Below are 25,852 nucleotides of genomic sequence, written 5' to 3'. Positions count from 1 at the left end.
GATCATCCCATGATCGACCCCACCACCATCGACTTCGAAAAAGGAAACGGCCTGGTCCCCGTGGTGGTCCAGGACGCCGCCACGCTCCAGGTCCTGACCCTGGCCTATATGGACCGCGCCGCCCTGGACGAGACGATCCAGTCGGGCGAGGCCACCTTCTTCTCGCGTTCGCGCGGCGGGCGCTGGAGAAAGGGCGAGACCTCGGGCGACCGTCTGCACGTCGTCTCGATCACCCCCGACTGCGACGGCGACGCCCTGGTCCTGGCGGTGAATCCGGTCGGAAACGCCTGCCACCTGCACCGCACCAGCTGTTTCGGCGCGGCCGACGCGCCGGGTCTCGGCCGCATCGCCCGGCTGGAACGGACCATCGCCGAACGGGCCGCCGCCGATCCGTCTGAAAGCTGGACCGCCAAACTGGTCGCCCAGGGCGCCAAACGCGTCGCCCAGAAGGTCGGCGAAGAAGGCGTCGAGACCGCCCTGGCGGGCGTCGCCGGCCCGGATGAGGAACTCGCCAGCGAGGCGGCGGATTTGATCTATCACCTCTTGGTGCTTCTCCATGTCCGTAACATGGTGTTTCAGGACGTGCTGGACGTGTTGGCCTCGCGGGCGGAAGCGGGCAAAGGCCCAAAGACTAGGCCGTAAAGGCGTTCGTCCCGACAAATGGGATATTCGAGGGAATTTCGATGGCGGCTCTCATTCTGTTCGGCGGCGGCGGCGATCTGGCGATGCGGATGCTGTTGCCTTCGCTCTATTTCCTGGAGCACGACGGCCTCCTGCCCGACGGGCTGAAGATCATCGGCGCCGCCCGTTCCGACGAAACCGCCGAGGACTATGTCGCCAAGGTCCATGACGCCGTGAAGGCCCGGGCCGAGGCCGACAAGGCCTGGGACGACCACTCCTGGGCCAAGATGAAGGCCCGGCTCGACTATCTGGCGGTGGACGCCACCTCGGCCGACAGCCTGAAGCCGCTGAAGGACAAGGTCGGCGACGGCGAGGTCACCTCCTTCCTGGCCGTTTCCCCCTCGCTGTACGGCCGCATCGTCACGGCGATGAAGGCGGCGGGTCTGGCCGAGCGCAACTGCCGCATCGTGCTGGAGAAGCCGGTCGGCCGCGACCTGAAGTCCTTCCTCGAGATCGACGACGCCGTGGCCCACGCCTTCCGCGAGGACCAGGTGTTCCGCATCGACCACTATCTGGGCAAGGAGACGGTCCAGAATCTGACGGCCCTGCGGTTCGGCAACACCATCTTCGAGCCGCTTTGGAACAATCTGACGATCGACCACGTCCAGATCACCATCGGTGAAACGGTGGGGGTCGGCGACCGCTGGCCCTACTATGACGAGTACGGTGCATTGCGCGACATGCTCCAGAACCACATGCTCCAGCTGCTGTGCCTGGTCGCCATGGAACCGCCCAGCGATCTGGATCCGGAGTCCCTGCGCAACGAAAAGGTCAAGGTGCTGCGCAGCCTGCGCCCCATCACCTACGAGGAGGCCGAACGCGTCACCGTGCGCGGCCAGTATGTGGCGGGCGTGTCCGAGGGCAGGCCGGCCAAGGGCTATATCGAGGAGCGCGGCGCACCGTCCGACACCGAGACCTTCGTCGCCATCCGCGCCGACATCGACAACTGGCGCTGGGCGGGCGTGCCCTTCTTCATGCGCACCGGCAAGCGCCTGCCCGAGAAGCGCACCGAAATCGTCATCCAGTTCAAGCCCGTGCCCCACTCCATCTTCGACGATGAAGAGGGTGAGGCGCTGGCCAACCGCATGATCATCGAGCTTCAGCCCGAGGAGGACATCTCCCTGACGGTGATGAACAAGCGGCCCGGCCTGGACAAGCGGATGCAGCTCCAGCCCATCACCATGAGCCTGTCCTGGGGCGTGGACGGCAAGTCCGCCGCCCCCCCGCGCCGCCGCATCGCCTATGAGCGGCTGCTGCTGGACGCCATGGCGGGCGACTCCACCCTGTTCGTACGCCGCGACGAGGCGGAACAGGCGTGGAAATGGGTCGATGAGGTCGCCGAGGCCTGGGCTGAATCCGGCCACAAGCCCGACGAATACGTCGCCGGAACCTGGGGCCCCGACAGCGCCGACATGCTGATGATCCGCACCGGCCGCGACTGGAACACGACCGATGTCTGAGACGCCTGTGATCGAAACCTTCCCCACCGTCGACGCCTGGGCCGAGGCCATCGCCGCCCGCCTGTCCGAGACCCTGGGCGCCGCCGTCCGCGACAAGGGCTCCGCTGTCTTCGCCGGCCCCGGCGGAACCACCCCCGCCCCCGTCTATCGCCGCCTGGCTGCGACCGACCTGGACTGGGCCAGGATCGCCGTGACCCTAGTGGACGAACGCTACGTCCCCGAGACCTCGCCCGAGTCCAACGCCCGGCTGATCCGCGACGTCCTGTTGCAGGACAAGGCGGCCGCCGCCCGCTTCATCCCCCTCTATACGCCCGAGGTCACAGTGGACCGGGCCGCCATCGTCGCCGCCCACGCCCTGGCCGATGCGGGCGGGCGTTTCGACGCGGTCCTTCTCGGCATGGGGGAGGACGGCCATATCTGCTCCATGTTCCCTGACAGCCCCACCCTGAAGACGCTTCTGACCCCGACGCTGAAGCCGACGGTGCTGGGCGTGCCCCACGGCCGCGACGGCGCCGCGCCGACGATCGAGCGCCTGTCGATCAACCTGCCCTATCTGATGTCCGCCGGCCGGGTGATCCTGGGCCTGAAGGGCGCCGCCAAACGCCGGGTCTTTGAAGAGCAGGCCAAGGGCGATCCCAAGATCCAGGCCATCGCCGCCCTGATCGCGGCGAACGTTCCCCTTGAAGTTCTGTGGACGGAGGAAGGCTGATATGGCGCTTCATCCCACTGTCGCCGCGGTCACCGACCGCATCATCGAGAAGAGCCGCGCGACCCGCGCCGACTATCTGCGCCGCATGGACGCCGCCCGCGATTCCGGCGCCGGCCGCGCCAAGCTCTCCTGCGCCAACTGGGCCCACGCCTTCGCCGGCCAGACCATAGCCGACAAACTGACCGCCATGGACGGGTCCAAGCCCAACCTGGGCATCGTCACCGCCTATAACGACATGCTGTCGGCCCACCAGCCGTTCGAGCGCTTCCCCGGCGTGGTCCGCGAAGCGGTGCGTCAGGTCGGCGCCACGGCCCAGGTCGCCGGCGGCACCCCCGCCATGTGCGACGGCGTCACCCAGGGTCGCCCCGGCATGGAGCTGTCCCTGTTCAGCCGCGACGTCATCGCCATGTCGGCGGGCGTGGCCCTGACGCACGACGCCTTCGACGCGGCCCTGATGCTGGGGGTCTGCGACAAGATCGTGCCCGGCCTTTTCATGGGGGCCCTGGCCTTCGGCCATCTGCCCGTCGTCTTCGCCCCGGCCGGCCCCATGCCCTCGGGCATTCCGAACGCGGAGAAAGCCCGCGTCCGCGCCGAATACGCCCAGAACAAGGTCGATCGCCAGACCCTGCTGGAAAGCGAGATCGGCTCCTACCACTCGCCCGGCACCTGCACCTTCTACGGCACCGCCAACTCCAACCAGATGATGATGGAGCTGGGGGGCTTGCACATGCCCTCCACCGCCTTCGTCCATCCCGACACCGGCCTGCGCGACGCCCTGACCGCCGCCGCCGCCCAGCGCGCCGTCGAACTGGCCCGCAGCGGCGAGGGCCGCATGGCCGACGTGATCGACGAAAAGTCCATCGTCAACATGATCGTGGCCCTCTTGGCCACCGGCGGCTCGACCAATCACGCCATCCACTTGGTCGCCATGGCGCGGGCGGCGGGGGTTCTGATCGACTGGACCGACATGGACGAGCTGTCGTCCGTCACCCCCCTGCTGGCGCGGGTCTATCCCAACGGCTCGGCCGATGTGAACGCCTTCCAGGCCGCCGGGGGCGTCGCCTTCGTGGCGCGCGAACTGGCCGAGCACGGCCATATCCACACCGATGTCGTCACCATCATGGGCAAGGGGATCGAGCCCTATTTCCAGGAACCGTCGATGGTGGACGGCCAGCTAGTCTGGCGCGACGGGGTCAAGCAGAGCCTGGATCTCGACATCCTGCGCCCCGCCTCCGACCCGTTCGACAAGGAGGGGGGCTTGCGTCTGGTCAAGGGCGACCTGGGCCGCGCGGTCATCAAGGTTTCGGCGGTCAAGCCCGAGAACCGCATCGTCGAGGCCCCCGCCGCCGTCTTCGAAACCCAGGAAGACGCGCTGCAAGCCTTCAAGGACGGCAAGCTGTTCCGCGACGTCGTCGTGGTCCTGCGCTTCCAGGGCCCGAGGGCCAACGGCATGCCCGAACTGCACAGCCTGTCGCCGGCCCTGTCGGTCATCCAAGACAAGGGGTTCAAGGTCGCCTTCGTCACCGACGGCCGCATGTCGGGCGCCAGCGGCAAGACCCCGGCCGCCATCCACGTCTCGCCTGAGGCCCTGGCCGGCGGCCCCCTGGCCCATGTGAAGGACGGCGACGTCATCCGTCTGGACGCCGAGGCCGGGGTTCTGACCACGGTCGGCGTCGACGGCCTGACCGACCGGCCCGCCGCCGCCCGCTCCGCCGTCCACGCCGAGGGTTCGGCCTGGGGCTATGGCCGCGAACTGTTCGGCGCCTTCCGCCATGTGGTCACCACGGCGGAAGAGGGGGCGACCGTCTGCTTCGCCTTCCCCAGCGGCGCCCAATCGCATACGGACACCCCGCCCGATCCCAATCTCGTCGACCGGACCGTGGACGCCTGATCCGACGCACCGACTGCAGGAAACGACCCTATGACTGACAAGACCCTCCTCGTCGGAGACGTCGGCGGCACCAACGCCCGTTTCGCCGTCGCTCGCATGATCGACGGCAAGCCCGTGCTGGACCACCACGAGAGCTTCCCGGCCGAAACCTATCCGACCTTCCTGGAAGGGGTCGCCGCCTTCATCGAGGGCTGCGAGGTCAAGCCGACCGGCGGCGTCATCGCCGTGGCCGGCCCCGTCACCGACGGCGCCATCGACCTGACCAACTCCCCCTGGCAGGTGTCGGAAAGCGAGCTGTCCACCCTGGGTCTTTCGCCGGTCAAGCTGATCAACGACTTCGAGGCCCTGGCCTGGGGCGCCCCCATCGTGCCGGAAGACCAGCTGGAAAGCCTGGGCGGCCCCGTCGACGGCGATCCCCATTCGACCGTCGCCGTCCTGGGCCCCGGCACCGGCTTCGGCGTCTCGGCCCTGGTGCGCGACGCGCACGGCAAGGAGATGGCCATGCCGTCCGAAGGCGGCCACGCCTGTTTCCCCCCCGGCGATCCGGTCGAGGACGAGATCCTGCGCATCCTGCGCCGCCGCTATGACCGCGTCTCGATCGAGCGTCTGATCTGCGGCCCCGGCCTGTTGAACATGCACCGGGCCCTGGCCGAGATCGACGGGCGCGAGACCCATATCGACGACCCCGCCCAGATCACCCAGACCGCCCTGGCCGATCCGAACAGCCCCTGCGGCGCCACCCTGGCCCGCTTCTGCGCCATACTGGGCGCGGTCGCCGGCGACATCGCCCTGACCACGGGCGCGCGCGGCGGCGTCTATATCGCCGGCGGCATCGTCCCGCGCATCCTGCCCTTCATCAAGGCCAGCCCCTTCCGCCAGCGGTTCGAGCGCAAGGGCCGGTTCAAGGAATACATGCAGGAGATCCCGACCAAGGTGATCATGCACAAACACGCCGCCCTCCTGGGCGCCGCCCGCGTCGCCTTCGCCGAAGCCGAGGGCTGAAACCCGCAAATCTCACGGCGGCGTGAACTGAACCGCCGCCGTGACGTTTCCCTGCCTCCACAATGGAAGGAAACGTCATGAAAAAGATCGCTGTCGCCGCCGCCTCCCTGTTCGTCCTGTCGGGCGTCGCCGCCTGCGGTGAAAGCGCCGCCGACAAGGCCGCCGAAAACCGCGCCGACGCCGTCGAGGCCCAGGGCGAAGCCCGCGCCGACCAGCTGGAGGCCCAGGCCGACGCCGCCCCGACCGACGCTCAGAAGGACGCCCTGAACCGTCAGGCCGACCAGGTCGAGGACAACGCCGACCGCCGCGCCGACCAGATCGAGCAACAGGGCGGCAACGCCGACGGCGGCATGACCACCCACAACACCCCGACCACCAACTAAGACGCCGTCGCGCCTCGGTTCAAAGCCCCCGTCGTTCGCGGCGGGGGCTTTTTCGCGCCTCGTCCCGACACGTCCGTCATCCATGCCTTGTCGTCATCCTCGGGCTTGACCCGAGGATGACGGGGAGAAGCGGACCTCACCCCTTCTTCGGCGGCCACGGCACAAACGCACTCGTCCGCTTCACATAGTCCGCATAGCCCGGCCGCGACCGGTTGATCGCCTTTTCGGTAATCCCGATCCCCGACCAGCGCGTCAGGGTGAAGGTCAGGAAGATCGGCCCGGCGATGGACCACAGGCCCACGCCCGTCTCCGCCGCGATCAGCCACAGCCCCCACCAGACGCAGGCGTCGCCGAAATAGTTCGGATGGCGCGTATAGCGCCACAGGCCGGTGTCCAGCACCCTGCCCTTGTTGGCCGGGTCGCTTCTGAAGGCCGCCAGCTGGGCGTCGCCCGTGCTTTCGATGACGATCCCCGCCAGGGCCAGCCCCGCCCCGATCAGGGCGAGCCCCCCCGCCGCCGGCGCATCGGCGACCTGGCCCAGCTGCACCGGCAGGGCCGTCAGCCAGGCCAGAACGGCCTGGGGCAGGAAGACGAACAGCAGGGCCGTCTTGGCGAAGGACCATCCCTTGTTCCGTTCCTGATCCTCGACGATCTGCACATAGCGGCCGTCCGCCCCGCTGGCCCGCCACCGCCCGAACAGATGCAGCCCCAGCCGCAGCGCCCAGACTGCGCAGATCACGACCAGCAGGGTCTTGCGCGTCGGATCGCCGTGGGTCCGCGGCAGGGTGGCCAGGGCCAGCAGCAACATGCCCAAGGGCCAGACCGCATCGACGAAACTGACGTCCTTCAGCCTCAGCGCCACGCCCCACAGCCCCAGCATCACGGCGACGATCAGGACCAGGTTCTGGGCCAGGAGGATGAGGACGTCGATCAGGGTCATACGGCCGATACGTGTCGCCGCGCGCCCTGGATGCGCGCCCTAGACGGATTCAACCACCGTCAACTCCGGCCAACGTCCACGCGCATTCTCGACAGTCCTGGCCCAGCCCTTGGCGACCGGCCGGTTCGGATTCGGCCGCACGACCATGGCGAACACATCCTCCAGCCCGAACGGCGCCGCCACGGTGATCGCGTCGTCCGCCTCCAACCGCACTCCGACGGCGAAGGTCGGGGCCACGAACCGGCCCAGGGCTTCGTCGGTCGAGCCGAGCGGTTCATAGGGTTCGCCGAACCGGTTTTCGAACCACAGATGCACCCGCGCCTGGTTGCGCACCTCCACCTGGCTGCGGAAGGGCTCGTCAAAGGCGGCGGCGACCCGTTTGATCACCCCGTCCTCGGCCTCATAGGACAGGTCCGACCCGTCGAAATAGGCCACGTCATAGTCTTTGATCCCGTATCCCGCCGGCCGCCCCGTCTTCGCATTCCACACCGCCTGATAGACGGCGCCCGACACCAGCCGCCAATCGGGCAGGTCCAACTCGCGCACCGTCCGCAAGACGTGCATCAGGCCGGGATCGGCGCGGACGATGTCGATCAGCTTCTGGCTCAGGGTGGCGTTCATCCGCCTCCCTTACCCTTCCCATCCGATCAAGGGGAGACGCCGTCCGCCTTCATCCCCAGATGCGCGCCGGTCGCCGTTACGCCCGCATCGTCCGAAAGGAGTTCTCGCCCCATCAAGGGCTTGGAGCGCCCGCCTGCGAAATACCCGGCGCCCGTCCCGACGGCCCTATACTGGCGCCCCCGGTCTTTGACATCGCAACGCGCGCAGAGCGCGCCCCCGCCGGACAGTCCGATCGGAGTTCGACCGTTTTCTCTGTGAAAACAATGGCCGTCGGACAGATCGGACACATCGGACACCTTTTTTCGGTGTCCGACGGACCGCCGCCTCAGCCCCGCACGGGCCAGCCGTGATCCAGCGGCCCGTGTCCGCCGCCGAGACCCGGCGCCCGCCGGATCGCCTCGCCGACATAGGCCCAGGCTTCGGCGGCCGCGACCTCCAGCGGCCGCCCCAGGGCCAGGCCGGTCGCGCACGCACTGGCCAGGGTGCAGCCGGTGCCGTGGGTGTGGCGGGTGTCGATCCGTTCGGCCTCCAGCACCGTCTCTCCGTCGGTCGTCATCAACAGGTCGATCACCGTCGGCCCGTCCACATGGCCGCCCTTCATCAGCACGGCCTTGGCGCCCAGGTTCAGCAGGGCCTCGCCCGCCCGCCTCTGGCCGTCGATGTCGCGCACCTCAAGCCCGGTCAGGGCCTCGGCCTCGGGCGCATTGGGGGTCAGAAGGGCCGCGCGCGGGATCATCAGGCTCCGAACCGCCTCCACCGCCGCATTGGGCAGCAGGGGATGGCCGCCCTTGGCCACCATGACCGGATCGACCACGGCCGGCGCCTTGGCCTCGTCCAGCAGGGCCGCCACCGTCTCGACCACCTCGACCGAGCCCAGCATGCCGGTCTTGACCGCATCGGTCCCGATGTCCTCCAGCACCGCCCGCGCCTGGGCCGCGATCAGCTCCAGCGGCAGGGGATGGACGCCGTGAACCCCCAGGGTGTTCTGCACCGTGATGGCCGTGATCGCCGTGGCGGCGAACCCGCCCATCATCGTCACCGCCTTGATGTCGGCCTGGACCCCCGCGCCCCCGCCGCTGTCCGACCCCGCCAGGATCAGGACCCGTCCCATTTTTCTTTCGCTACCGCCGCCCGCGCGGCCGGCGTCTGCTTGAGCGAGGCTCATCAGTGCGCCCCCGAGAACAGCTTTAAGCCCACGATCCCGGCCACGATCAGCAGGATGCACACCGCCCGCACCGCCGTCGCCGGCTCGCCGTATACGACGATCCCCACCAGGGCCGCGCCCACCGCCCCGATCCCGGTCCAGACCGCATAGGCCGTGCCGATCGGCAGCCTCTGGGTCGCCACCCACAGCAGGATCATGCTGGCCGCCAGGGCGATCAGCACCCCCAGCGAGGTCAGCGGCCTTTGCAGGCTGACGGACTTCAGGCCGGACGCCCACAGCACTTCCAGCAGACCGGCGACGACCAGCGTCGCCCACGGATTGATCGACATCACCCAGGACATGGGGACCAGATGGCCCAGGCCGTCGCCGGGGGCAAGCGTGTCACTCCGCCGCCGCCACCGCCGCCTGAAGCTTCAGCGCCTGAACCGTCTCGCGCACGTCATGGACCCGCACCATCCGCGCCCCGCGCCGCGCCCCCTCCAGGGCCAGGGCCAGCGAGCCGCCCAGCCGGTCGGTCGCCTCCACCGCCGTCGGATCGACGGCCTGGATCGTCCGCTTGCGGCTGGCGGCGTAAAGCACCGGAAAGCCCATGGCGACCAGTTCGCCCAGCCGCGCCGTCAGGGCCATATTGTGCGCCGGGGTCTTGCCGAAGCCGATGCCCGGGTCCAGCCAGATCCGCGCGCGCGCCACCCCCGCCGCCGTCGCCGCCTCGGCCCGGCCCAGCAGATAGGCCCGCACCTCGGCGACCACGTCCTCATAGTGGGGATCGGCCTGCATGGTCCGGGGTTCGCCCCTCATGTGCATCAGCACCACCTCGCACCCCAGCTCGGCCGCGACGGCTGCGCTGTCCGGCGCATGGCCCAGGGCGGTCACGTCGTTCCACATCGTCGCCCCGGCGGCGACGGCGGCCCGAGCCACGGCCGGCTTCATCGTATCGACGCTGATCGGGCCGCCCCAGCGGGCGCGAACGGCCTCGATCACCGGAACGACCCGGTCGATCTCCTCGGCCTCGCTGACCGGCTCGGCGCCCGGCCGGGTGCTCTCGCCCCCGACGTCCAGCACCTCGGCCCCCTGCTCGACCAGCCGCATCGCCTGGTCCGCCGCCGCCTCGGTCGACGCCCATCGCCCCCCGTCCGAGAAGCTGTCGGGCGTGACGTTGACGATGCCCATGACCTTGACCGTCACGCCTTCCTCCCGATCAGTCCGCCCAGAGCCTCCAGATAGGCGTCGAAGGCCTTGCGCCCTTCAAGCGTGATCGCCGCCCGCGTCAGGGGCTTGTTGTTCACGAAGCTCTTGGAGATGGCGACATAGCCCGCCTCCTCCAGCTTCTTCAGATGCACCGACAGATTGCCCTGGGTCGCTTCCAGCACCGTCTTCAGCTCGGTGAAGTCGGCGGCCTCGACGTCGGCCAGATAGACCATGATCCCCAGCCGCATCCGGCCGTGGATGACCTCGTCGATTCGCCCCAGGTCGTTCAGCCCCATGGGTCAGGCGGCGTCCGCAGCCGGGCGGGCCTTCAAGGCTTCGCGGGTGATGATCCAGCCTGGCCCGGCGAACAGCAGGAACAGAGCCGCCGTCGCGACGAGCAGATAGGCCAGGGGCTCGCGGACCAACAGCCCCAGGGCCACCGCCGTCGCCCATCCCCCGATCGACGCCGCCAGCATCCAGCCCTTCTTCTTCAGCGTCCAGGCCACATACCAGGCGGCCGACTGGAGCGCGAAGATCATCGCCGGATAATAGAGCCAGACGGCGAAGTCCTGGTCTCGCGCCGAGCCGAAGCCGAAGACGATGACGATGGCCAGATTGGCCATGCCCGCCCCGCTGAAGGCGGCGTTCAGGGTGCGGGTGACGACGGGGCTGGCCTTGGGCCGCTTGCGGTCCTCCCGGATGGCCCAGGCCATCACCAGCAGGAAGGCGACGGTCACGCCTGTGACGAAGGCCAGGCTGATCGGCCCGGACCAGCGGATCACCCCCGCCGCCTGTCCGAGGTGAACCAGGCACTGCAGCCCGTACAGCAGGCCGCCGGCCAGATAGAGGACGCCCATGGTCAAGGTGGCTCTCGGATCGCCCCCGCCCTGGACGATCGATCGAAGGAAGGCCAGGTCGGCTTCGGGCGAGCTGCGGGACGTGTCGTTCATCGATGATTCCTCTGCGGCTTGCGCGTCCTTCGGATGGACGCGGCGACGGGGGTTGGCAAGCTATTCGGCGGGCGACGGGGCTGAGGCGACCGGGCGACGCCGCCACGGAACCCGGCGGCCGTTCAGCCAGCGCCCCATGAAGCTGTGGCGGATCAGCAGCTCATAGCCGGTGATCGACGCCGCCAGCGCTCCGCCGACGATCAAGGCCAGTTTGACCGGCCAGGCTAGGCTCCAGTCCTGCACCAGCACCTGACCGACCATCACCAGCGGCAGATGGACGATGTAGATCCAATAGGCCGCATCGGCGAGATAGCGCCGCACCGCGCTGTGGCCCGAGCAGAACCGAACGGCCACGGCGACCGCCGCCAGGCTGGAGGCGTAGACGGCGACCCCGAAGGCGCCCGCCGCCGCCGCCTTGATCGCCGGATCGGTGATAGGCTCCAACCTGGGATTGGGACCGCCCGCCAGAGCCAGGGCCGTCGCGCCTGCCGCCAGGGCGAGGCCGAGATGAAGCGGCCACCGCGCCGCGATCCGCTCGAGCAGGTCGCGGCGCCGGTCCAGCAGGGCGCCCAGGCCGAAGGCCAGTCCGAACCCGACCAGGGCCGGGGTGTTGGGGATCAGGCCCGCGTCGGGCGTCGGCACGCCGAAGAAGGCGACCCAGTTCGGATGCAGCCACAGGGCCAGGGCCAGGGGCGCGCCCAGGACGACGGCGCCGCCCGGCTGAACCAGCAACGCCGTCGCGCGATCCACCACCGCCCGCCCCCAGCCGCCCTGCCGGTCCAGGGCCGCGAACGGCGCCCGCACGACGACTAGGCCGACATAGAAGATCAGCAGGACCCACAGGAACCACAGATGGGTCAACGGCAGATTGGTCCAGTCATAGGTCGGAGGCGGCGGCGCATCGGCCGCCGTCAGGCCATGTAGGCCCGCATTCCAGATCAGGACCGCGACAATGGCCGCCAGCGACGGCCCCCAGAAGACCGCCAGCGGTCCCGCAATCCGCGCCAGCCGGTTGATCCCGAACCGCACCAGCCCCCGCCGCGCCAGCATCATATGGGCGAACAGACCCGCAATCAGAAAGAAGGTCGCCATCCGAAACAGGTGAATGGCGAAGAAAAGGCCGCTGGCCCAGACCGACCGCTGATCGTCGACCACCACCCAGATCGGCGTCGGAAAGAAGGTCATGGCGCCGTGGAGCACCAAACCCAGGAGCAGGGCGGCGCCCCGTAGGGCGTCCAGGCCGTGAAGGCGCTCGCCCGTCTTGATGTCGTCTGCGGTCATGATCCTCGTCTCCCTGTTCGAGAGACGTATTGCACAGACTTGTTTGTTTTTCAAACTTGTTCGCCAAAGGCCACATCATGGCGTTTCGACTGGGCGTTCGGGGCGACGGCCCGACCGGCGCCCTTAAGATCGACCGCTTCGTTAGAAACGAAAAACGCCCGGGATCCGAAGACGCCGGGCGAAGATCGATGAGGGCGGCCCGTCGGGCGCGCGATCAGCTGTTCGGCGGCGCCGGGCTGGTGGCGGCGGGTGGCGCGGCCGGGGTCGCCTGGGTGGTCGCCGGTTCGCCGACGGCGGGGGCCTCGCCCGTCGCCTCGGTGGCGGGGGCGCCCTCGGCCGGGGCGGCTTCACCCTCGGCGGGGGCGGCGGCGCCGGGCTGGCGGGCCGGATCGGGCGCGGGGATGGCGAAGCCGCTCGAGCCCTGGCTGCGCAGCCAGGCGATCAGATTGATCCGGGTCTGGGTGTCGCGGATGCCGGCGAAGGACATCTTGGTGCCGGGCACATAGCGGGCGGGGGCGGTGATGAAGCTGTTCAGCTGGTCATAGCCCCAGGTCGGCACCTCGGCCTTGTGCTTGGCCATGGCGTCCGAATAGGCGAAGCCCGCGCGGTGCATGACCGGGCCGCCCACCACCCCGTACAGATTCGGGCCGATGCCGTCCGCCCCGCCCTGCGTCGCGTTATGGCAGGCCTGGCAACGGGCGAAGGCGGCCTCGCCGGCGGCCAGGTCGGCGGTCGGCAGGACCGTGCCCCAGTCCGGCGGCAGCTCGGCCTGTTCGGCGCCGGCGACCTCATCCGGCGCATCGACGAAATAGCCCATCTTTTCCGGCGGTTCGGAATGATAGATCAGGCCCGACGCCTGTTGAACGACCAGGATGACGAAGGCCGTCCCCAGAGCCGCGCCGAAAATCTTGTTCCACTTTAGATCGCCGCTCATGCGCGTCGTCTCACCCGTCCCTAGGTTTCCCAACTTCCCCGTCTTGCGCAGAGAAGCCTTCCTTGCCGGATCACGTCTTGCACGGTAGCGCAGGGTTCGCAACCGGCGCGACGAACGCGACGGCGCCGCTCGACCAGGACAGGCCCCGCCAGACCCATGAATCCTCTGATAATGATACCGGCTCGCATGGCCGCCACCCGCCTGCCGAACAAGCCCCTGGCCGACATCGGCGGCCGGCCGATGATCGTGCGGGCCTATGAACAGGCCGCCGCCTCGGGCCTGCCCGTCGTGGTCGCCGCCGGCGATCCCGAGATCGTGGCCGTGGTCGAGGCGGCGGGCGGCCGGGCGATCCTGACCGACCCCGACCTGCCGTCCGGCTCTGACCGCATCCGGGCCGCCGTGGACGCCATAGACCCCGAGGGCGATTTCGACGCCGTGATCAACGTCCAGGGCGACATGCCCTTCGCCGATCCGGGCCTGGCGACCGCCTGCGCGGCCGTGCTGCACGGCGAGCCGGCCTGCGACATCGCCACCTTGGTCGCCGCAGAGGCCGATCCGTCGGACCGGGCCAATCCCGATGTGGTCAAGGCGGTCCTGGCCCTGAAAAGCAACGAATGGGGCGAGGCCGAGCGTCAGGGCCGCGCCCTCTATTTCACCCGTTCGACCCTGTATGGCGATGCGCCGATCTGGCGTCACATCGGCGTCTACGGCTATCGCCGCGCGGCCCTGAACCGCTTCTGCGCCGCGCCCCAGTCGCCGCTGGAGAAGCGCGAGAAGCTGGAACAGCTGCGGGCCCTGGAGATGGGGATGCAGATCTGGGCCGCCGTGATCGACGAGGCGCCCCTGTCGGTCGACAATCCCGCCGACCTGGAGGCGGCGCGGGCGCTGGTCTGAGGGCAGATAACGTCTCTACCCTACGCCTCCTCCGCCCAGGCCTTGATCAGGCTGTGGGCGATGGCGAAGGGCGGCGGGGCCTGAATGGTCGGGTGGGCGCCGGCCAGAACCGCCCTCGCCTCGGCCCGCGTCAGCCAGGCCACGCTCTCCAGCTCGGTCTGATCCGGCCGGGCCTGGTCGTCCGAGACCTCGGCGATCAGGCCGATCATCAGCTGTGACGGGAAGGGCCAGGGCTGACTGGAGTGATAGACGGCGTCGATCACCGTCAGGCCCGCCTCTTCCTTGACCTCGCGGGCGCAGGCCTCCTCGATCGACTCGCCGGGCTCCAGGAAGCCCGCCAGGGCCGACATCCGCCCCGCCGGCCAGGCCGCCTGGCGGCCCAGCAGACAGACCGGCTCGGCCCCGCCCTTATAGACCGGCAGCATGATGGTGACCGGATCGACGCGCGGGAAATGCTCGGTCCCGCAGGCCGGGCAGCGCCGCTTCCACCCGCCCGAAGCCGTCTCGCTCAGTGTGCCGCAGTTGGCGCAGAAGCCGTGTTTGCGGCGCCAGTCGAACAGGCTCTTGGCCCCGCCGGCCATAGCCGCATCCTGGGCCGGCAGGATGGCCGCGGCGGCGCGCATCTCATGAAAGGCCCCCAAGCCCTTCACCGGCCCCTCGGCCGGATCAATCGAGCCTTCGAACTCGACGGCGAAGACCGGCGCTTCCTTCCAGAGGCCGAGAAAGACGTCGCGATCCGGAACCATGTCGCGGGCGTGTTTCAGCGACAGCCAGGCCAGGCGCGGCCCCTCCGCCGTCTCCTCGACCAGGGGCCGCCCCTCCCACAGCACCATGGACAGGGCCTCCGGGTTCGCCTCCTGCTCGGCCAGCCAGTCGGGGTCGTTGCGCAGGTCGCCCGCGCGGTCGAGCGGATTGCCGGAGAAGACGTTCTGATGAGCCATACGGCCTTGTAACCCTTGATTCCCTCCGCCGCACCCGTCATATCTCCCCTCGGAGATCGCGGGCGAAGGCTTCGCCAACCTGGTCAGGGCCGGAAGGCAGCAGCCACAACGAATTCCCCTTCGGGTCGCGGTCTCTACTTCCTTTGTTTGTGCGCTAACACTCGCCGCGCGGCGGCTCGCTGCTTGAGCGCGTTTGGTGCGCTAACGCTTGCGACGCGGTCGCTCGCGGCTTGAGCGCGTGTGTTCGCGTCCCTCTCCCGCTTGCGGGAGAGGTGGCCGGGCGTCCGCAGAGCGGACCAGGGTCGGAGAGGGAAGTTTTCCTTCAGGACACGTGACTTCCCCCATCGTCAGGCGTGTCGCTGCGCGCCACGACCTGACACTTCCCGCGCAAGCGGGGGAAGGTCCGAAGGAAGCCCTTCGCCCCGCCGCTCACCCGCTGTAAGACTTCGCCCATGAGCGACAACGACCCGAATCTCGACGGCCCGCCCTGGGAAGAGGACGACGTCGTCGAGCGCGACGAGAACACCGACGACATGTTCGGCGCCCCCGCCCCGGCGGCCGGGCCCGTCGTCGCGCCTGCGCCGCCCGCGCCGCCGCCTGTCGCCGCCGTCAGCGAGGATCAGGCCGACGACGGCGCCGCCTATCAGGTGCTGGCGCGCAAATACCGGCCGCGCACCTTCGAGGATCTGATCGGTCAGGAGGCGATGGTGAGGACGCTCACCAACGCCTTCGCCACCGGGCGGATCGCCCACGCCTTCATGCTGACCGGGGTGCGGGGCGTCGGCAAGACGACCACCGCCCGTCTCTTGGCCCGCGCCCTCAACAATGAGACGGAGACGATCGACCGTCCGTCCCTGACCCTGACCGCCCACGGCCGGCACGACGCCGCCATCATGGCCGGCCAGCATATGGACGTGATGGAGATGGACGCCGCCTCCCACACCGGGGTCAACGACATCCGCGACATCCTGGAGAGCGTCCGCTACGCCCCCGTCGAGGCGCGCTACAAGGTCTATGTGCTGGACGAGGTCCACATGCTGTCGACGCAGGCGTTCAACGCCCTGCTGAAGACGCTGGAAGAGCCGCCGCCCCACGCCAAATTCATCTTCGCCACCACCGAGATCCGCAAGGTGCCGGTGACCATTCTGAGCCGCTGCCAGCGCTTCGACCTGCGCCGGGTCGAGCCCGAGATCCTGGTCGATCACCTGGGCCGGATCGCCGAACGCGAGGGGATGAAGATCGAGCAGGACGCCCTGGCCCTGATCGCGCGCGCAGCCGAAGGGTCGGTGCGCGACGGCCTGTCCCTGCTGGACCAGGCCCTGGTCCAGGCCGAGCGCGGCCAGACGGTCAAGACCGAGACCGTGCGCGACATGCTGGGTCTGGCCGACCGCAGCCAGACCATCGCCCTGTTCGAGAGCGTCATGGCCGGCCGCACGCCCGAGGCCCTGGAGAGCTTCCGCACCCTTTACGGCTTCGGCGCCGACCCGGTGCAGGTGACCAACGACCTCTTGGAACACTGCCACGCCGCCTCGGTGGCCAAGATGCTGGGCCCGAACGCGACCCGACTGCCCAATGACCAGGCGCAGAAGCTGGCCGCCCTGGGCGCCGCCATCCCGGCCGCCACCCTGTCGCGCACCTGGCAGATGCTGCTGAAGGCCCTGGACGAGGTGCGCCGCGCGCCCAATCCGGCCGACGCCGTGGAAATGGCTATCGTTCGCCTGGCCTATGCGGCCGATCTTCCGGGTCCGGAGGAAGCCTTGAAGCGACTGCAGTCGGGCGAGCCCCTGGGCGGCGGCTCGGCCCCGCGTGGAGGCGGCTCCGGCGGCGGGGGCGGAGCCTCGGCCCAGCTGGCCGCCCGACCTGTCATGGCCCCGGCCCTGCCGGACCCGCAGACCTTCGAACAGGTGGTCGCCCTGATCGGCGAGAAGCGCGAGGTCGGTCTGCAGATGGACGTCGAACGGTTCGTCAAACCCGTCTCGTTCAAGCCGGGCGCCATCGTCTATGAGAGCGTCGAGGGCGCGCCGGTCGAACTGGCCCGGCGCCTGGCCGGCCGGCTGAAGGAATGGACCGGCCGCACCTGGCTGATCGCCGCCAACGGCCAGGGCGGCGGCGACACCCTGATCGAACGCCAGAGGAAGGAACGGGCCGCCGAGCGCCAGAAGATCGAGGCCGATCCCTTCATCAAGGCCGTGCTGCTGGCCTTCCCCGGCGCCCAGCTGGGCGAGATCAAGACGATCGCCCCAACCGTCGTCACGCCCGAAATCCCCGACGTCGCCGAGGATGACGACGAGGACTGACCGAGGGTTCAGCCTTCCAGGGAGATGACCGGCCCGGCCTCGACCGGGGCGGACCGGCGTCCGCCGCGGCGGCGCTTCAGCCAGGCGCGGACGCGCGACTGGATCCGGTCGTCGACGGCGAAGTGGAAGGCGAAGGCGAAGGCCACGGCCGCCAGGACGCCGCAGCCCCACAGAACCCACTGGACCGGCTCAGACAGGGCGAAGCGCGTGTTCGCCGCATTGACCACGCCGAACCAGGCGATGCGGACCACTTCGTTGGAGATGAACATGGAGAAGGAGACCAGGGCTGCGGTCTCCACCAGCCTGGACGGGCGGCGCACCGGCACGGCGCCGGCGGCCAGGATGATCAGCGAGATCATCGCCAGCGAGACCAGGGCGGTCTTGCCGAAGGCCTGGGCCACGACCAGGCCACAGAAGGCGGCGATGCCGATCCAGCCGGCGAAGCGCGGATGGATCCACACCGACTGGGCGAACCAGGCCAGGCTCATGCCCAGGACGAACAGGGGCAGGGCCCGGATGAAGCCGTAGCCCATGGGCATCTGATAGACGGGATAGGCCAGAAGGCTCCAGCACAGCTGATTGGCGACCAGATAGCCGCCGATCCCCAGGGCCAGGGCGCTCCACGGCCCCAGCCGCGTCAGGCCGCGCAGGATCCAGGGGAAGCACAGATAGCAGCCGATCAGGGCCGAGATCGACCAGGTCGGCGCATTCCAGCCCAGGCCGCCGTGCACCCCGTAAGACTGGACCAGCAGCAGTTGGGCCGGCAGCTGGTCCCAGCGGAACCATTCGGGATTGCGGGGCGCGATCCCGACCGAGGCGCTGAGCAGCACCAGGGCGACCAGAGACAGGCCCATGATCAGATGGGCCGGGACGACCCGCAACACCCGCTTCAGGACGAAGTCGCCGTGCGACATCCGCCCCTGGCCGACCGCCGCCCCATAGACCCGCATCAGCACATAGCCGGAATCGATCAGGAAGAAGTTGGTCAGCAGGAAGCCGCCGCGTTCGAACACCGGATGAACCGCCTCAGCCAGCGGGACCGGGCCGGCCGCCTGGAAGTGGTGCAGAATGATCAGGAAGGCCACAATGAAACGCAGGGCGTCCAGCCAGCCGCCCCGAGCGATCGGGGTTGTTTCATTCCGGGTCGAAATCAGGGTCCAGGGCACGGGGAAGGCCTCCTTGGCCCCCTCCCCCGCAAGAGACGGGCCGGGTTCAGCCCCGGACCAGCCTCAGGAACTCTTCGCGGGTGCGCGGATCGTCGCGGACCACGCCGATCAGATGGCTTGTCGACAGGCTGGCGCCCGGCGCATTGACCCCGCGCAGGGTCATGCAGCTGTGCTCGGCCTCGATCACCACCCCGACGCCGTGCGGCTTCAGCACCGTATTGATGGCCTCGGCGATCTCGGCGGTCATCTTCTCCTGGATCTGCAGGCGCCGGGCGAAGCCGCGCACCACCCGCGCCAGTTTGGAGATGCCCACCACCCGGTCGGTCGGCAGATAGGCCACATGGGCCCGGCCCACGACCGGCAGCATATGGTGTTCGCAGAAGCTGACGAAGCGGATGTCCTTCAGCACCACCAGCTGATCATAGCCGCCCGTCTCCTCGAAGGTCTTCTCCAGATAGGACAACGGGTCGGTCTCATAGCCCGAGAACAGCTCGCGATAGCTGCGCGCCACCCGCGCCGGGGTCTCCAGGAGACCCTCGCGGTCGGGATCGTCCCCCGCCCATTCGATCAGGGTGCGCACCGCCGCCTCGGCGTCGGCCTGGGTCAGACGGGAGGCGCGGGCGGTCTTGGGGGGGACGTCGGTCATGACAGGGCCTATAGCGAGCCGAACACGAAAAGCAAAAATCCTACCCCTTACGCTGCGGCGACGCGGTCAGACGCCGGACCGGGAAAAACAGTGTCCGATGTGTCCGATGTGTCCGGAAATCGGCGGCGGGCGCGAAAAAATGTGTCCGATCTGTCCGATGTATCCAAGTTGCGCGCCGCATCTGGTCCATAGGAGCGCCTTCCGCAGAAGGTCAGGAACAGCCGTCCATCTACTCGTCGATTCGATCTGGATTCTGGAGCGACTTGCGATCGTGCGACGCCACTCTGCGCTCAACCTTCTTTATGTCTTCCGCAGCAGGCAGGGCTTCCGGCCGAATGCCGCGGTCCAAAAGGGTTTTTCGGACTGCCTTGTTGTTGGTGACATGTTCGGAAGAAATGGCGCCTTCCGTTCTCATGGCGTGGGCGCGGGCGTTGAAGATGGTGATTTCTGTCGCGAAATCCTTGGCCTTCAAGATGATGGTGGGCGCAAAATCCGCGAGGGGACGGCTGTCCGGCACCTTCCATGTCGCCTTCATCGCCTGCGTTGATCGGCCGAACAACGCGCCGTCGCCCTTGCTACGGATTAGAGCGAAGTTCTGGTTCTCGCCGGTTTGTTCATAGATAATTCCGGACAGCTCTTTCTCCGTCTGCGTCAACTTGCGGCGAGCAAGCAAACGCTCCACTTCGAGCATGCGCTGTTCCACCAACTCGGCTCGACGAGTTTGAATGGCGAAGTAGCTTTGCGCAAAAGCGATCTCAGGTTTCGCAGAATCGCCGTTCTGAGCCACCAGATAACATGCGAACCGTGTGAGCATCACGTCATCGATCTGGCGTCGCCCGCCCGACCCCAGGTCGACCATTTTGTTGACGTCAACAAAATGGTGCCCGATCTCGTGTCCCGAGAGCTCACAGGCCGTCTTGGCCTTTGACAGGACGTTCTGGAAATTCCGCCACTCGGCGTATCCGAGCAGATGTTGAACGTCTCGCCCAAGCCAATAGTCCACGCCCGCGTCCGTCTGTTGTGCGTGACCTTCGAAGGTCTCGGTCAGATGAGCGATCACCTCCCTCTTCATATCGCCCCTCCTCGATGACAGCGCGCCCCAATATCGCAACCCATGATAGAACAGACAAGAGAGGCTGGGGTTCAGGAGATCCGCCACCGTTATCTCCCCGTTAACCATCCTCCCGGCATTTTCTGCCCAGTGTTTTGCGGGAGTCTCGGCCGATGAACGGCGCGGAAGTTCTGGATGTGGGGCGTGACGCCATCTGGCTGACGATCCAGCTGTGCCTGCCGGTGCTGATCGTGGGCCTGGTGGTGGGCGTGGTGATCGGTCTGTTTCAGGCCCTGACGCAGATTCAGGAACAGACCCTGATCTATGCGCCCAAGATCATCGCCATCTTCGTCTCCCTGCTGCTGTTCCTGCCGCTGATGGGCGCCCTGTTGGGCGGCTTCATGCGCCAGATCGCCGCCCGCATCGCGGGCATGTAGGGTGGGCGGGTCCGAGACGCGGGGCGTCTGATGGACAGCTGGGCCACCGCCGACCAAGTCTGGGCCGGCGGGCTGATCTTCGCCCGGATCGGGGCGATCCTGATGGTCATGCCCGGCTTCGGCGAGGCCTATGTGCCGCCGCGCATCCGCCTGTCCCTGGCCCTGCTGATCAGCCTGGTGCTGTGGCCCGTGGTGCGGGCCGACCTGCCCGGTCTGCCCGACGGCCTGGGCGGCATGGTGGGCTGGATCATCCGCGAGGTCGTGACCGGGCTGATGATCGGCCTTTTGCTGCGGCTGTTGATGACGGCCCTGACCACGGCGGGCGAAATCGTCTCCCTGCAGACCACCCTCAGCTTCGCCCAGACGGCCAATCCGCTTCAAGCCCAGCCGGGATCGACCATCGCCTCATTTCTGATGCTGTTCGGGGTGACGCTGATCTTCGCCACCGATACCCACCATCTGTTCATCGCCGGCATGGTCGGCTCCTACAAGCTGATCGCCCCGGCCCAGCCGCTGATGATGAACGACTTCACCGCCATGGCGGTGCGGACCGTGGGGGACAGCTTCCTGTTGGGGGTGCAGCTGTCGGCGCCGGTTCTGGTCTTCGCCCTGATCTTCAACCTGGCCTCGGGCCTGGTGGCGCGGGTCATGCCGTCGTTCCAGGTCTATTTCGCCGCCGCGCCCCTGAGCGTGATCCTGGGTCTTTCGATCTTCGCCCTCAGCCTGGGGGCGCTGGGGACCGTCTTCATCGACCGCTATCGACGCCTGGGCGAGCTGTTCGCGGCCGGGGTGATGGGAGGCGCCGGTGGCTGAAGGCGCCGATCCCGAGTCGAAAACCGAAGAGGCGACACCCCGAAAACTTGAGGAGGCCCGCAAGAAGGGCGACGTCGCCAAGTCCCAGGACGTGGGTCAGGTGCTGGCGCTCGCCGGGGCGGCCTCGGTGATCCTGGGGGCCGGGGGCTGGTTCGCCGGGTCCATGGCCGAACAGCTCCTGCCCTTCATCGCCGCCCCGCACCAGATGCTGGGCATGCTGGATTCCGGAGCGGGGACGCAAGTGTTGGCCCGCGCCCTGTGGGCCATGACCCCGTTTCTGGGGGCCGTCATGCTGGCCACCATCATCGGCGGGGCGGGCGGGCATCTGGCCCAGTCCGGCCTGATCTTCACCGGCGAGAAGCTGAAGCCGCAGTGGTCGGCGGTGAACCCCCTGTCGGGGTTCAAACGCATCTTCGGGCCTGACGGCCTGATGCAGTTCGTCAAGACCCTGATCAAGCTGATCGCCGTATGCGTGGTGTGCTGGATGGTGCTGAAGCCCCACACGCGCGAGTTCGAGAACCTCGTGACGGTGAGCCCCCTGGCCCTGTTGCCCCTGGCGCGGGACATGGCCCTGGCCCTGTTCGTGGCGGCCATCATCCTGTTGGGAGCCACCGCCGGCGCCGACTTCATCTGGCAGAAGATGCGCTTCGCCAAACGGATGCGGATGACCAAGGAAGAGCTGAAGGAAGACTATAAGCAGACCGAGGGCGACCCGCACGTCAAGGCCAAGCTGAAGCAGATCCGCATGCAGCGCAGCCGCCAGCGGATGATGGCCAATGTGCCCAAGGCCACGGTGATCGTGACCAACCCGACCCACTATTCGGTGGCCCTGCGCTATGAGCCGGATCAGGGGGACGGGGCGCCGGTCTGCGTCGCCAAGGGGGTGGACGCCCTGGCCCTGCGCATCCGCGAGGTGGCCAAGGAACACGACGTGCCCATCGTCGAGAACGTGCCTCTGGCGCGCGCGCTCTACGCCACGGTCGAGGTGGACGAGGTGATCCCGAAGGAGCATTTCGAGGCCGCCGCCAAGATCATCGGCTTCGTCTTCCAATCGCGAAAACGCCGGTAACGCCGCCGTAAGGCTTGCCGCCCGATTTCAGCGTATGATCAGCCTACTGATTCGCGAGGCCGCATGACGCCCAAACGCCGTCTTCCGTTCGACCTGCTCTCGGCCGTGATGGCTTTCGGGGCGGTGGCGACGGTCGCCGCCCTGGCCTATCCGGCCTTTCGGGCCAATCCGACCTCGGCCCCGGGCCTGATCCTGATCGTCACCGTGGGGCTGATCGCCCTGATCGCCCTGTTCGGTTTCCGCCGGGCCGAGACGGTCCAGCCGTCCAGCGACGTGGCGGTTGAACTGCTGGACGCCATGGCCGAGCCGGCCGCCCTGGTGTGGGAGACGGGCCAGGTCCTGGCCTTCAACGGCGCCTGGGCCGAGGCCAACGGCGCCACCACCGCCCTGCCCCGCGGCAAGTCGGCCCAGGCCCTCTATATGGCCTTCGCCCAGGCGCGGCGGGGCGAGCCGGGCCACGCCATCGTCCAGATCGGGGCGCGCGAGTTCGAGGTGGTGATCGGCCGGGCCGGCCCCGACCGGTTCCTGATGCGGGCCGCGCCCGAGGCGGTCCTGCCGCTGGCCGCCGTTCCGGCCCAGGCCCAGGGGACGAACGGCGAGGCCCGCGCCATGGCCGCCGGCGCCCCGTTCGGCTCGGCCGTCGTCGCGGGTTCGGACCTGTTCGCCGGCCGGGCGGAAGAGGCCAATGCGGCCCTGGCGATCCTGACCGGACCCAACGCCGCGCGCGACGCCGCCTTCGGCCATCTGTTCGATCCGACGGGCGTGGTCGAGGCGCGGGCCAAGCTGGCGGCCGGGTCGTCCGGCCCGATCGAACTGGTGGCGCGGGCCTATCCCGACAAGATGCTGCATCTGTATGTGGCGCCCGAGGGCGAGCGCCAACGCATCTGGCTGTTCGACGTCTCGGCCCAGAAGTCGATGGAGCTGCAGCTCAGCCAGGCCCAGAAGATGCAGGCCGTGGGCCAGCTGGCGGGCGGGGTGGCGCACGACTTCAACAATCTGCTGACGGCCATCCAGCTGCAGCTGTCGGGCCTGCTGGAACGGCACCCGGTCGGCGATCCCTCCTATGAGGGGCTGAACGAGATCCGCCAGACGGCCATCCGGGCGGCGGACCTGGTGAGGAAGCTGCTGGCCTTTTCGCGCAAGTCGACGGTGCGGCGCGAGCGGCTGGACCTGGGCGAGCTGGTGGGCGAGTTCGCCATACTGCTGCGCCGGCTGCTGCGCGAGGACGTGCGGCTGGAGACCGACTACGGCCGGGACCTGCCGATCGTTCTGGCCGACAAGAGCCAGCTGGAGACGGCGGTGATGAACCTGGCGGTCAACGCCCGCGACGCCATGCGCGGCGTGGTCGAACCCGGCGACGCCGTCGTGACCATCACCACCCGCCGCCTGACCGCCCAGCAGGCGCGCGAGATGGGCTGGGCCGCCGCCCCGACCGACGAGGTGGCCCTGATCGAGGTGTCCGACACCGGCCCCGGCGTGCCGCCCGAACTGGTGGACAAGATCTTCGAGCCCTTCTTCACCACCAAGGCGGTGAACGAGGGCACCGGCATGGGCCTGGCCACCGTCTACGGCATCGCCCAGCAGGCCGGGGGCCATATTTCGGTCAGCAATATCGAAGGCCCCCACGGCATGAGCATGGGCGCGGCCTTCCGCATCTTCCTGCCCGCCGCGGGCGAGGCGGAACTGGCCGAGGTCCAGCCGGTCGAGGTCAAGGTCAAGGCGCCGCGTGACCTGTCGGGCGCCGGGCGCATCCTGTTCGTCGAGGACGAGGACGCGGTGCGCGGCATCGCCGCCCGCCTGCTGCGCCAGCGCGGCTATGAGGTCATCGAGGCCGCCGACGGCGAGGAGGCCCTGATGCTGGCCGAGGAGCACGCCGGACAGATCGACATGATGATCTCGGACGTCATCATGCCCGGCCTGGACGGCCCGTCCCTGCTGAAGAAGGCGCGCAAATATCTGGGCGACGCCCCGGTCATGTTCATCTCGGGCTATGCCGAGAGCGATTTTTCGGACCTGTTGCAGGACGAGGCGGGGGTCTCCTTCCTGCCCAAGCCGCTGGACATCAAGACCCTGGCGGAGCGGGTCAAGCAGGAGCTGCACGCGGGCTGAGACCGCCTGGGCGGCAATCCGGGGGCGATCCGATCAGGCGGCGCGGCGGACGGCGGCGGGGGTCTTCACATAGAGACCCTGACGGCCGCTGACGGGGCGGAAGGCGACCGTCTCGCCTTCCAGCCGCTCATCCAGGCCCAGAAACAGACAGCCGTCGTCGACGAGGCGGCGCTCCAGCCCGTCCAGCAGCCGGGCGCGGCGCGACGGCTCCATATGGGTCAGGACGTTGCGGCAGAAGATGACGTCGAACCGCATCTCGTCCGTCGGCTCGTCCAGCAGATTGGCCCGGCCGAACCGGACGATCTCCGCCAGTTCGGGACGCACCCGCCAGTTCTCCTCGTCCGGTTCGAACCAGCGCAGCATGGCTCGCGCGTTAAGGCCGCGCTGAATCTCGAAACCGGTGTAGAGGCCCGCGCGGGCCTTATCGATCGCACGCTGCGACAGGTCGGTGGCGACGATCTCGGCCGCAGCGCCGGCCGCCTTGGCCGCCATGGCGATGGACCAGGCCTCCTGCCCGGTGGAGCAGCCCGCCGACCAGAGGCTGACCCGCCCGCCGGGCCGCGCCTTGGCCAGGGCGGGCAGAAGCTCCTGTTCCAGGACGTCGAAGGGGGCGCGGTCGCGGCGGAACCAGGTTTCGGGGTTCAGCAGGGACTCGATCACCGCCCAGCCCAGGGAGGCGACCGGATGGGCCCACAGATTGGCCAGCAGGGCCTCGACATTGGCGTAGCCTTCGCGCCGCGCGATCGGCCCCAGCCGATGCTCGGCCAAATTCATGCGATCCCGCGTCAGCCTGTAGCCGGCGCGGGTGGCCAAGAGTCCCTGGAGCTTGTCGAAGTCCTGGGGAGTCATGCCGCGATCGCGCCGACCTCCGTCAGCTTGGATTGAAGGATCTCGCCGTCGAACGGCTTCATCACATAGTCGTCGGCGCCGGCCGCAAGAGCCTCCGCGATGCGTTCGGGCCGGGTTTCGATGGTGCAGAACAGCACCTTGGGCCGTCCGCCCTCGGGCAGGGCGCGCAGACGCCGCAGAAAGGTCAGCCCGTCCATCACCGGCATGTTCCAATCGACCAGGATCATGTCGGGCATGACGCCGGTGCAGTAGGACAGGGCCTCGGCCCCGTCCGCCGCCTCATCCACCTCATAGCCGAAGCCTTCGACGATCCGACGCGCCACCTTGCGGATGATGCGGCTGTCGTCGACGATCAGGCAGGTTTTGAAGTTCAAG

Annotated in this window: 27 protein-coding genes and 1 other RNA gene; 13 read left to right on the top strand and 15 right to left on the bottom strand. The window is 68.6% G+C overall.

Annotated features, from left to right (window positions below; translation table 11 throughout):
• Nucleotides 1-9: 9 nt before the first annotated feature.
• The 6 genes from hisIE to AC1RKE_RS15795 all read left to right on the top strand — a co-directional run bounded on the left by hisIE (nucleotide 10) and on the right by AC1RKE_RS15795 (nucleotide 6,126).
• A complete protein-coding gene (gene hisIE, locus AC1RKE_RS15820) occupies nucleotides 10-642 on the top strand; it encodes a bifunctional phosphoribosyl-AMP cyclohydrolase/phosphoribosyl-ATP diphosphatase HisIE (RefSeq protein WP_395942072.1) in 633 nt (210 codons plus the stop codon).
• Nucleotides 643-683: 41 nt separating this feature from the next.
• The gene (gene zwf, locus AC1RKE_RS15815; protein ID WP_348684815.1) at nucleotides 684-2,141 is read left to right on the top strand and encodes a glucose-6-phosphate dehydrogenase; all 1,458 of its coding nucleotides are present in this window, start codon (nucleotides 684-686) and stop codon (nucleotides 2,139-2,141) included.
• A complete protein-coding gene (pgl, locus tag AC1RKE_RS15810) occupies nucleotides 2,134-2,850 on the top strand; it encodes a 6-phosphogluconolactonase (RefSeq protein ID WP_348684817.1) in 717 nt (238 codons plus the stop codon). Before zwf ends, pgl begins: the two co-directional genes overlap by 8 nt.
• Before the next feature lies 1 nt (nucleotide 2,851).
• A complete protein-coding gene (gene edd, locus AC1RKE_RS15805) occupies nucleotides 2,852-4,741 on the top strand; it encodes a phosphogluconate dehydratase (protein WP_348684819.1) in 1,890 nt (629 codons plus the stop codon).
• 30 nt (nucleotides 4,742-4,771) lie between these two features.
• Nucleotides 4,772-5,743, top strand: coding sequence for a glucokinase (glk, locus tag AC1RKE_RS15800; RefSeq protein WP_395942073.1), 972 nt, complete (start codon nucleotides 4,772-4,774; stop codon nucleotides 5,741-5,743).
• 77 nt (nucleotides 5,744-5,820) lie between these two features.
• Entirely contained in the window at nucleotides 5,821-6,126 is a 306-nt protein-coding gene (locus AC1RKE_RS15795; protein WP_191558977.1) for a hypothetical protein, read from the top strand.
• 136 nt (nucleotides 6,127-6,262) lie between these two features.
• On the opposite strand, the gene AC1RKE_RS15790 is transcribed toward AC1RKE_RS15795, so the two are convergent.
• From AC1RKE_RS15790 to AC1RKE_RS15750, 9 genes are all read right to left on the bottom strand, one after another.
• Nucleotides 6,263-7,066 carry a DUF1295 domain-containing protein gene (locus AC1RKE_RS15790; protein WP_395942074.1) on the bottom strand — a complete coding sequence of 268 codons (804 nt, stop codon included), beginning with the start codon at nucleotides 7,064-7,066 and terminating at the stop codon, nucleotides 6,263-6,265.
• A 39-nt stretch (nucleotides 7,067-7,105) separates the two neighbouring features.
• Nucleotides 7,106-7,687 (bottom strand): nucleotidyltransferase family protein, encoded by a 582-nt coding sequence (locus AC1RKE_RS15785; RefSeq protein WP_348684495.1) that lies wholly within the window; start codon nucleotides 7,685-7,687, stop codon nucleotides 7,106-7,108.
• Nucleotides 7,688-8,012: 325 nt separating this feature from the next.
• Nucleotides 8,013-8,798: a bifunctional hydroxymethylpyrimidine kinase/phosphomethylpyrimidine kinase gene (thiD, locus tag AC1RKE_RS15780; protein WP_348684496.1), complete on the bottom strand. Its 786-nt coding sequence runs from the start codon at nucleotides 8,796-8,798 to the stop codon at nucleotides 8,013-8,015.
• A 53-nt stretch (nucleotides 8,799-8,851) separates the two neighbouring features.
• Entirely contained in the window at nucleotides 8,852-9,193 is a 342-nt protein-coding gene (locus tag AC1RKE_RS15775; protein ID WP_152948932.1) for a DMT family transporter, read from the bottom strand.
• Between the two features lie 40 nt (nucleotides 9,194-9,233).
• A complete protein-coding gene (gene folP, locus AC1RKE_RS15770; RefSeq protein ID WP_348684499.1) occupies nucleotides 9,234-10,022 on the bottom strand; it encodes a dihydropteroate synthase in 789 nt (262 codons plus the stop codon).
• 11 nt (nucleotides 10,023-10,033) lie between these two features.
• The gene (locus AC1RKE_RS15765; protein ID WP_054763993.1) at nucleotides 10,034-10,336 is read right to left on the bottom strand and encodes a winged helix-turn-helix domain-containing protein; all 303 of its coding nucleotides are present in this window, start codon (nucleotides 10,334-10,336) and stop codon (nucleotides 10,034-10,036) included.
• Between the two features lie 3 nt (nucleotides 10,337-10,339).
• Entirely contained in the window at nucleotides 10,340-10,990 is a 651-nt protein-coding gene (locus AC1RKE_RS15760) for a hypothetical protein (protein ID WP_228185234.1), read from the bottom strand.
• 60 nt (nucleotides 10,991-11,050) lie between these two features.
• Entirely contained in the window at nucleotides 11,051-12,271 is a 1,221-nt protein-coding gene (locus AC1RKE_RS15755; protein ID WP_348684497.1) for an acyltransferase family protein, read from the bottom strand.
• Between the two features lie 214 nt (nucleotides 12,272-12,485).
• Nucleotides 12,486-13,205, bottom strand: coding sequence for a c-type cytochrome (locus AC1RKE_RS15750; RefSeq protein WP_395942076.1), 720 nt, complete (start codon nucleotides 13,203-13,205; stop codon nucleotides 12,486-12,488).
• 156 nt (nucleotides 13,206-13,361) lie between these two features.
• Between AC1RKE_RS15750 and AC1RKE_RS15745 the strand changes: the two genes are divergently transcribed.
• Entirely contained in the window at nucleotides 13,362-14,099 is a 738-nt protein-coding gene (locus AC1RKE_RS15745) for a 3-deoxy-manno-octulosonate cytidylyltransferase (RefSeq protein WP_194166988.1), read from the top strand.
• 20 nt (nucleotides 14,100-14,119) lie between these two features.
• Here AC1RKE_RS15745 and nudC read toward each other — a convergent pair whose 3' ends face one another.
• Nucleotides 14,120-15,040 (bottom strand): NAD(+) diphosphatase, encoded by a 921-nt coding sequence (gene nudC / locus AC1RKE_RS15740; RefSeq protein WP_305488675.1) that lies wholly within the window; start codon nucleotides 15,038-15,040, stop codon nucleotides 14,120-14,122.
• A 47-nt stretch (nucleotides 15,041-15,087) separates the two neighbouring features.
• On the opposite strand from nudC, the gene ffs reads away from it, so the two are divergent.
• Both ffs and AC1RKE_RS15730 read left to right on the top strand, forming a co-directional pair.
• Nucleotides 15,088-15,183, top strand: an RNA gene (gene ffs / locus AC1RKE_RS15735) — signal recognition particle sRNA small type.
• Nucleotides 15,184-15,492: 309 nt separating this feature from the next.
• A complete protein-coding gene (locus tag AC1RKE_RS15730; protein ID WP_348683767.1) occupies nucleotides 15,493-17,337 on the top strand; it encodes a DNA polymerase III subunit gamma/tau in 1,845 nt (614 codons plus the stop codon).
• Between the two features lie 8 nt (nucleotides 17,338-17,345).
• Here AC1RKE_RS15730 and AC1RKE_RS15725 read toward each other — a convergent pair whose 3' ends face one another.
• The 3 genes from AC1RKE_RS15725 to dinD all read right to left on the bottom strand — a co-directional run bounded on the left by AC1RKE_RS15725 (nucleotide 17,346) and on the right by dinD (nucleotide 20,221).
• On the bottom strand, nucleotides 17,346-18,503 hold the full coding sequence (locus tag AC1RKE_RS15725) for an acyltransferase family protein (RefSeq protein WP_348683768.1): 1,158 nt from the start codon (nucleotides 18,501-18,503) through the stop codon (nucleotides 17,346-17,348).
• A gap of 46 nt (nucleotides 18,504-18,549) precedes the next feature.
• Entirely contained in the window at nucleotides 18,550-19,149 is a 600-nt protein-coding gene (folE, locus tag AC1RKE_RS15720) for a GTP cyclohydrolase I FolE (protein WP_152948939.1), read from the bottom strand.
• A 229-nt stretch (nucleotides 19,150-19,378) separates the two neighbouring features.
• Nucleotides 19,379-20,221 carry a DNA damage-inducible protein D gene (dinD, locus tag AC1RKE_RS15715; RefSeq protein WP_152948940.1) on the bottom strand — a complete coding sequence of 281 codons (843 nt, stop codon included), beginning with the start codon at nucleotides 20,219-20,221 and terminating at the stop codon, nucleotides 19,379-19,381.
• Nucleotides 20,222-20,373: 152 nt separating this feature from the next.
• Here dinD and fliQ point away from each other — a divergent pair, with 152 nt between their 5' ends.
• From fliQ to cckA, 4 genes are all read left to right on the top strand, one after another.
• Nucleotides 20,374-20,637, top strand: coding sequence for a flagellar biosynthesis protein FliQ (gene fliQ, locus AC1RKE_RS15710; RefSeq protein ID WP_054764003.1), 264 nt, complete (start codon nucleotides 20,374-20,376; stop codon nucleotides 20,635-20,637).
• A gap of 30 nt (nucleotides 20,638-20,667) precedes the next feature.
• Nucleotides 20,668-21,450, top strand: coding sequence for a flagellar biosynthetic protein FliR (gene fliR, locus AC1RKE_RS15705; protein ID WP_054764004.1), 783 nt, complete (start codon nucleotides 20,668-20,670; stop codon nucleotides 21,448-21,450).
• Nucleotides 21,443-22,519: a flagellar biosynthesis protein FlhB gene (gene flhB, locus AC1RKE_RS15700; RefSeq protein WP_054764005.1), complete on the top strand. Its 1,077-nt coding sequence runs from the start codon at nucleotides 21,443-21,445 to the stop codon at nucleotides 22,517-22,519. Before fliR ends, flhB begins: the two co-directional genes overlap by 8 nt.
• A 63-nt stretch (nucleotides 22,520-22,582) precedes the next feature.
• The gene (gene cckA, locus AC1RKE_RS15695; RefSeq protein WP_287106387.1) at nucleotides 22,583-24,628 is read left to right on the top strand and encodes a cell cycle histidine kinase CckA; all 2,046 of its coding nucleotides are present in this window, start codon (nucleotides 22,583-22,585) and stop codon (nucleotides 24,626-24,628) included.
• Nucleotides 24,629-24,661: 33 nt separating this feature from the next.
• On the opposite strand, the gene AC1RKE_RS15690 is transcribed toward cckA, so the two are convergent.
• Together AC1RKE_RS15690 and AC1RKE_RS15685 are read right to left on the bottom strand one after the other, a co-directional pair.
• Nucleotides 24,662-25,477 carry a CheR family methyltransferase gene (locus AC1RKE_RS15690; protein ID WP_305488156.1) on the bottom strand — a complete coding sequence of 272 codons (816 nt, stop codon included), beginning with the start codon at nucleotides 25,475-25,477 and terminating at the stop codon, nucleotides 24,662-24,664.
• Nucleotides 25,474-25,851 carry a response regulator gene (locus AC1RKE_RS15685; protein WP_182714674.1) on the bottom strand — a complete coding sequence of 126 codons (378 nt, stop codon included), beginning with the start codon at nucleotides 25,849-25,851 and terminating at the stop codon, nucleotides 25,474-25,476. The genes AC1RKE_RS15690 and AC1RKE_RS15685 overlap by 4 nt, the downstream gene beginning before the upstream one ends.
• Nucleotide 25,852 lies beyond the last annotated feature (1 nt).

Source organism: Brevundimonas sp. GW822-FHT03E11 (genome assembly GCF_058801445.1).
The sequence above is the reverse complement of the archived record's forward strand: the minus strand, read 5'-3'. Positions and strand labels throughout refer to the sequence as shown.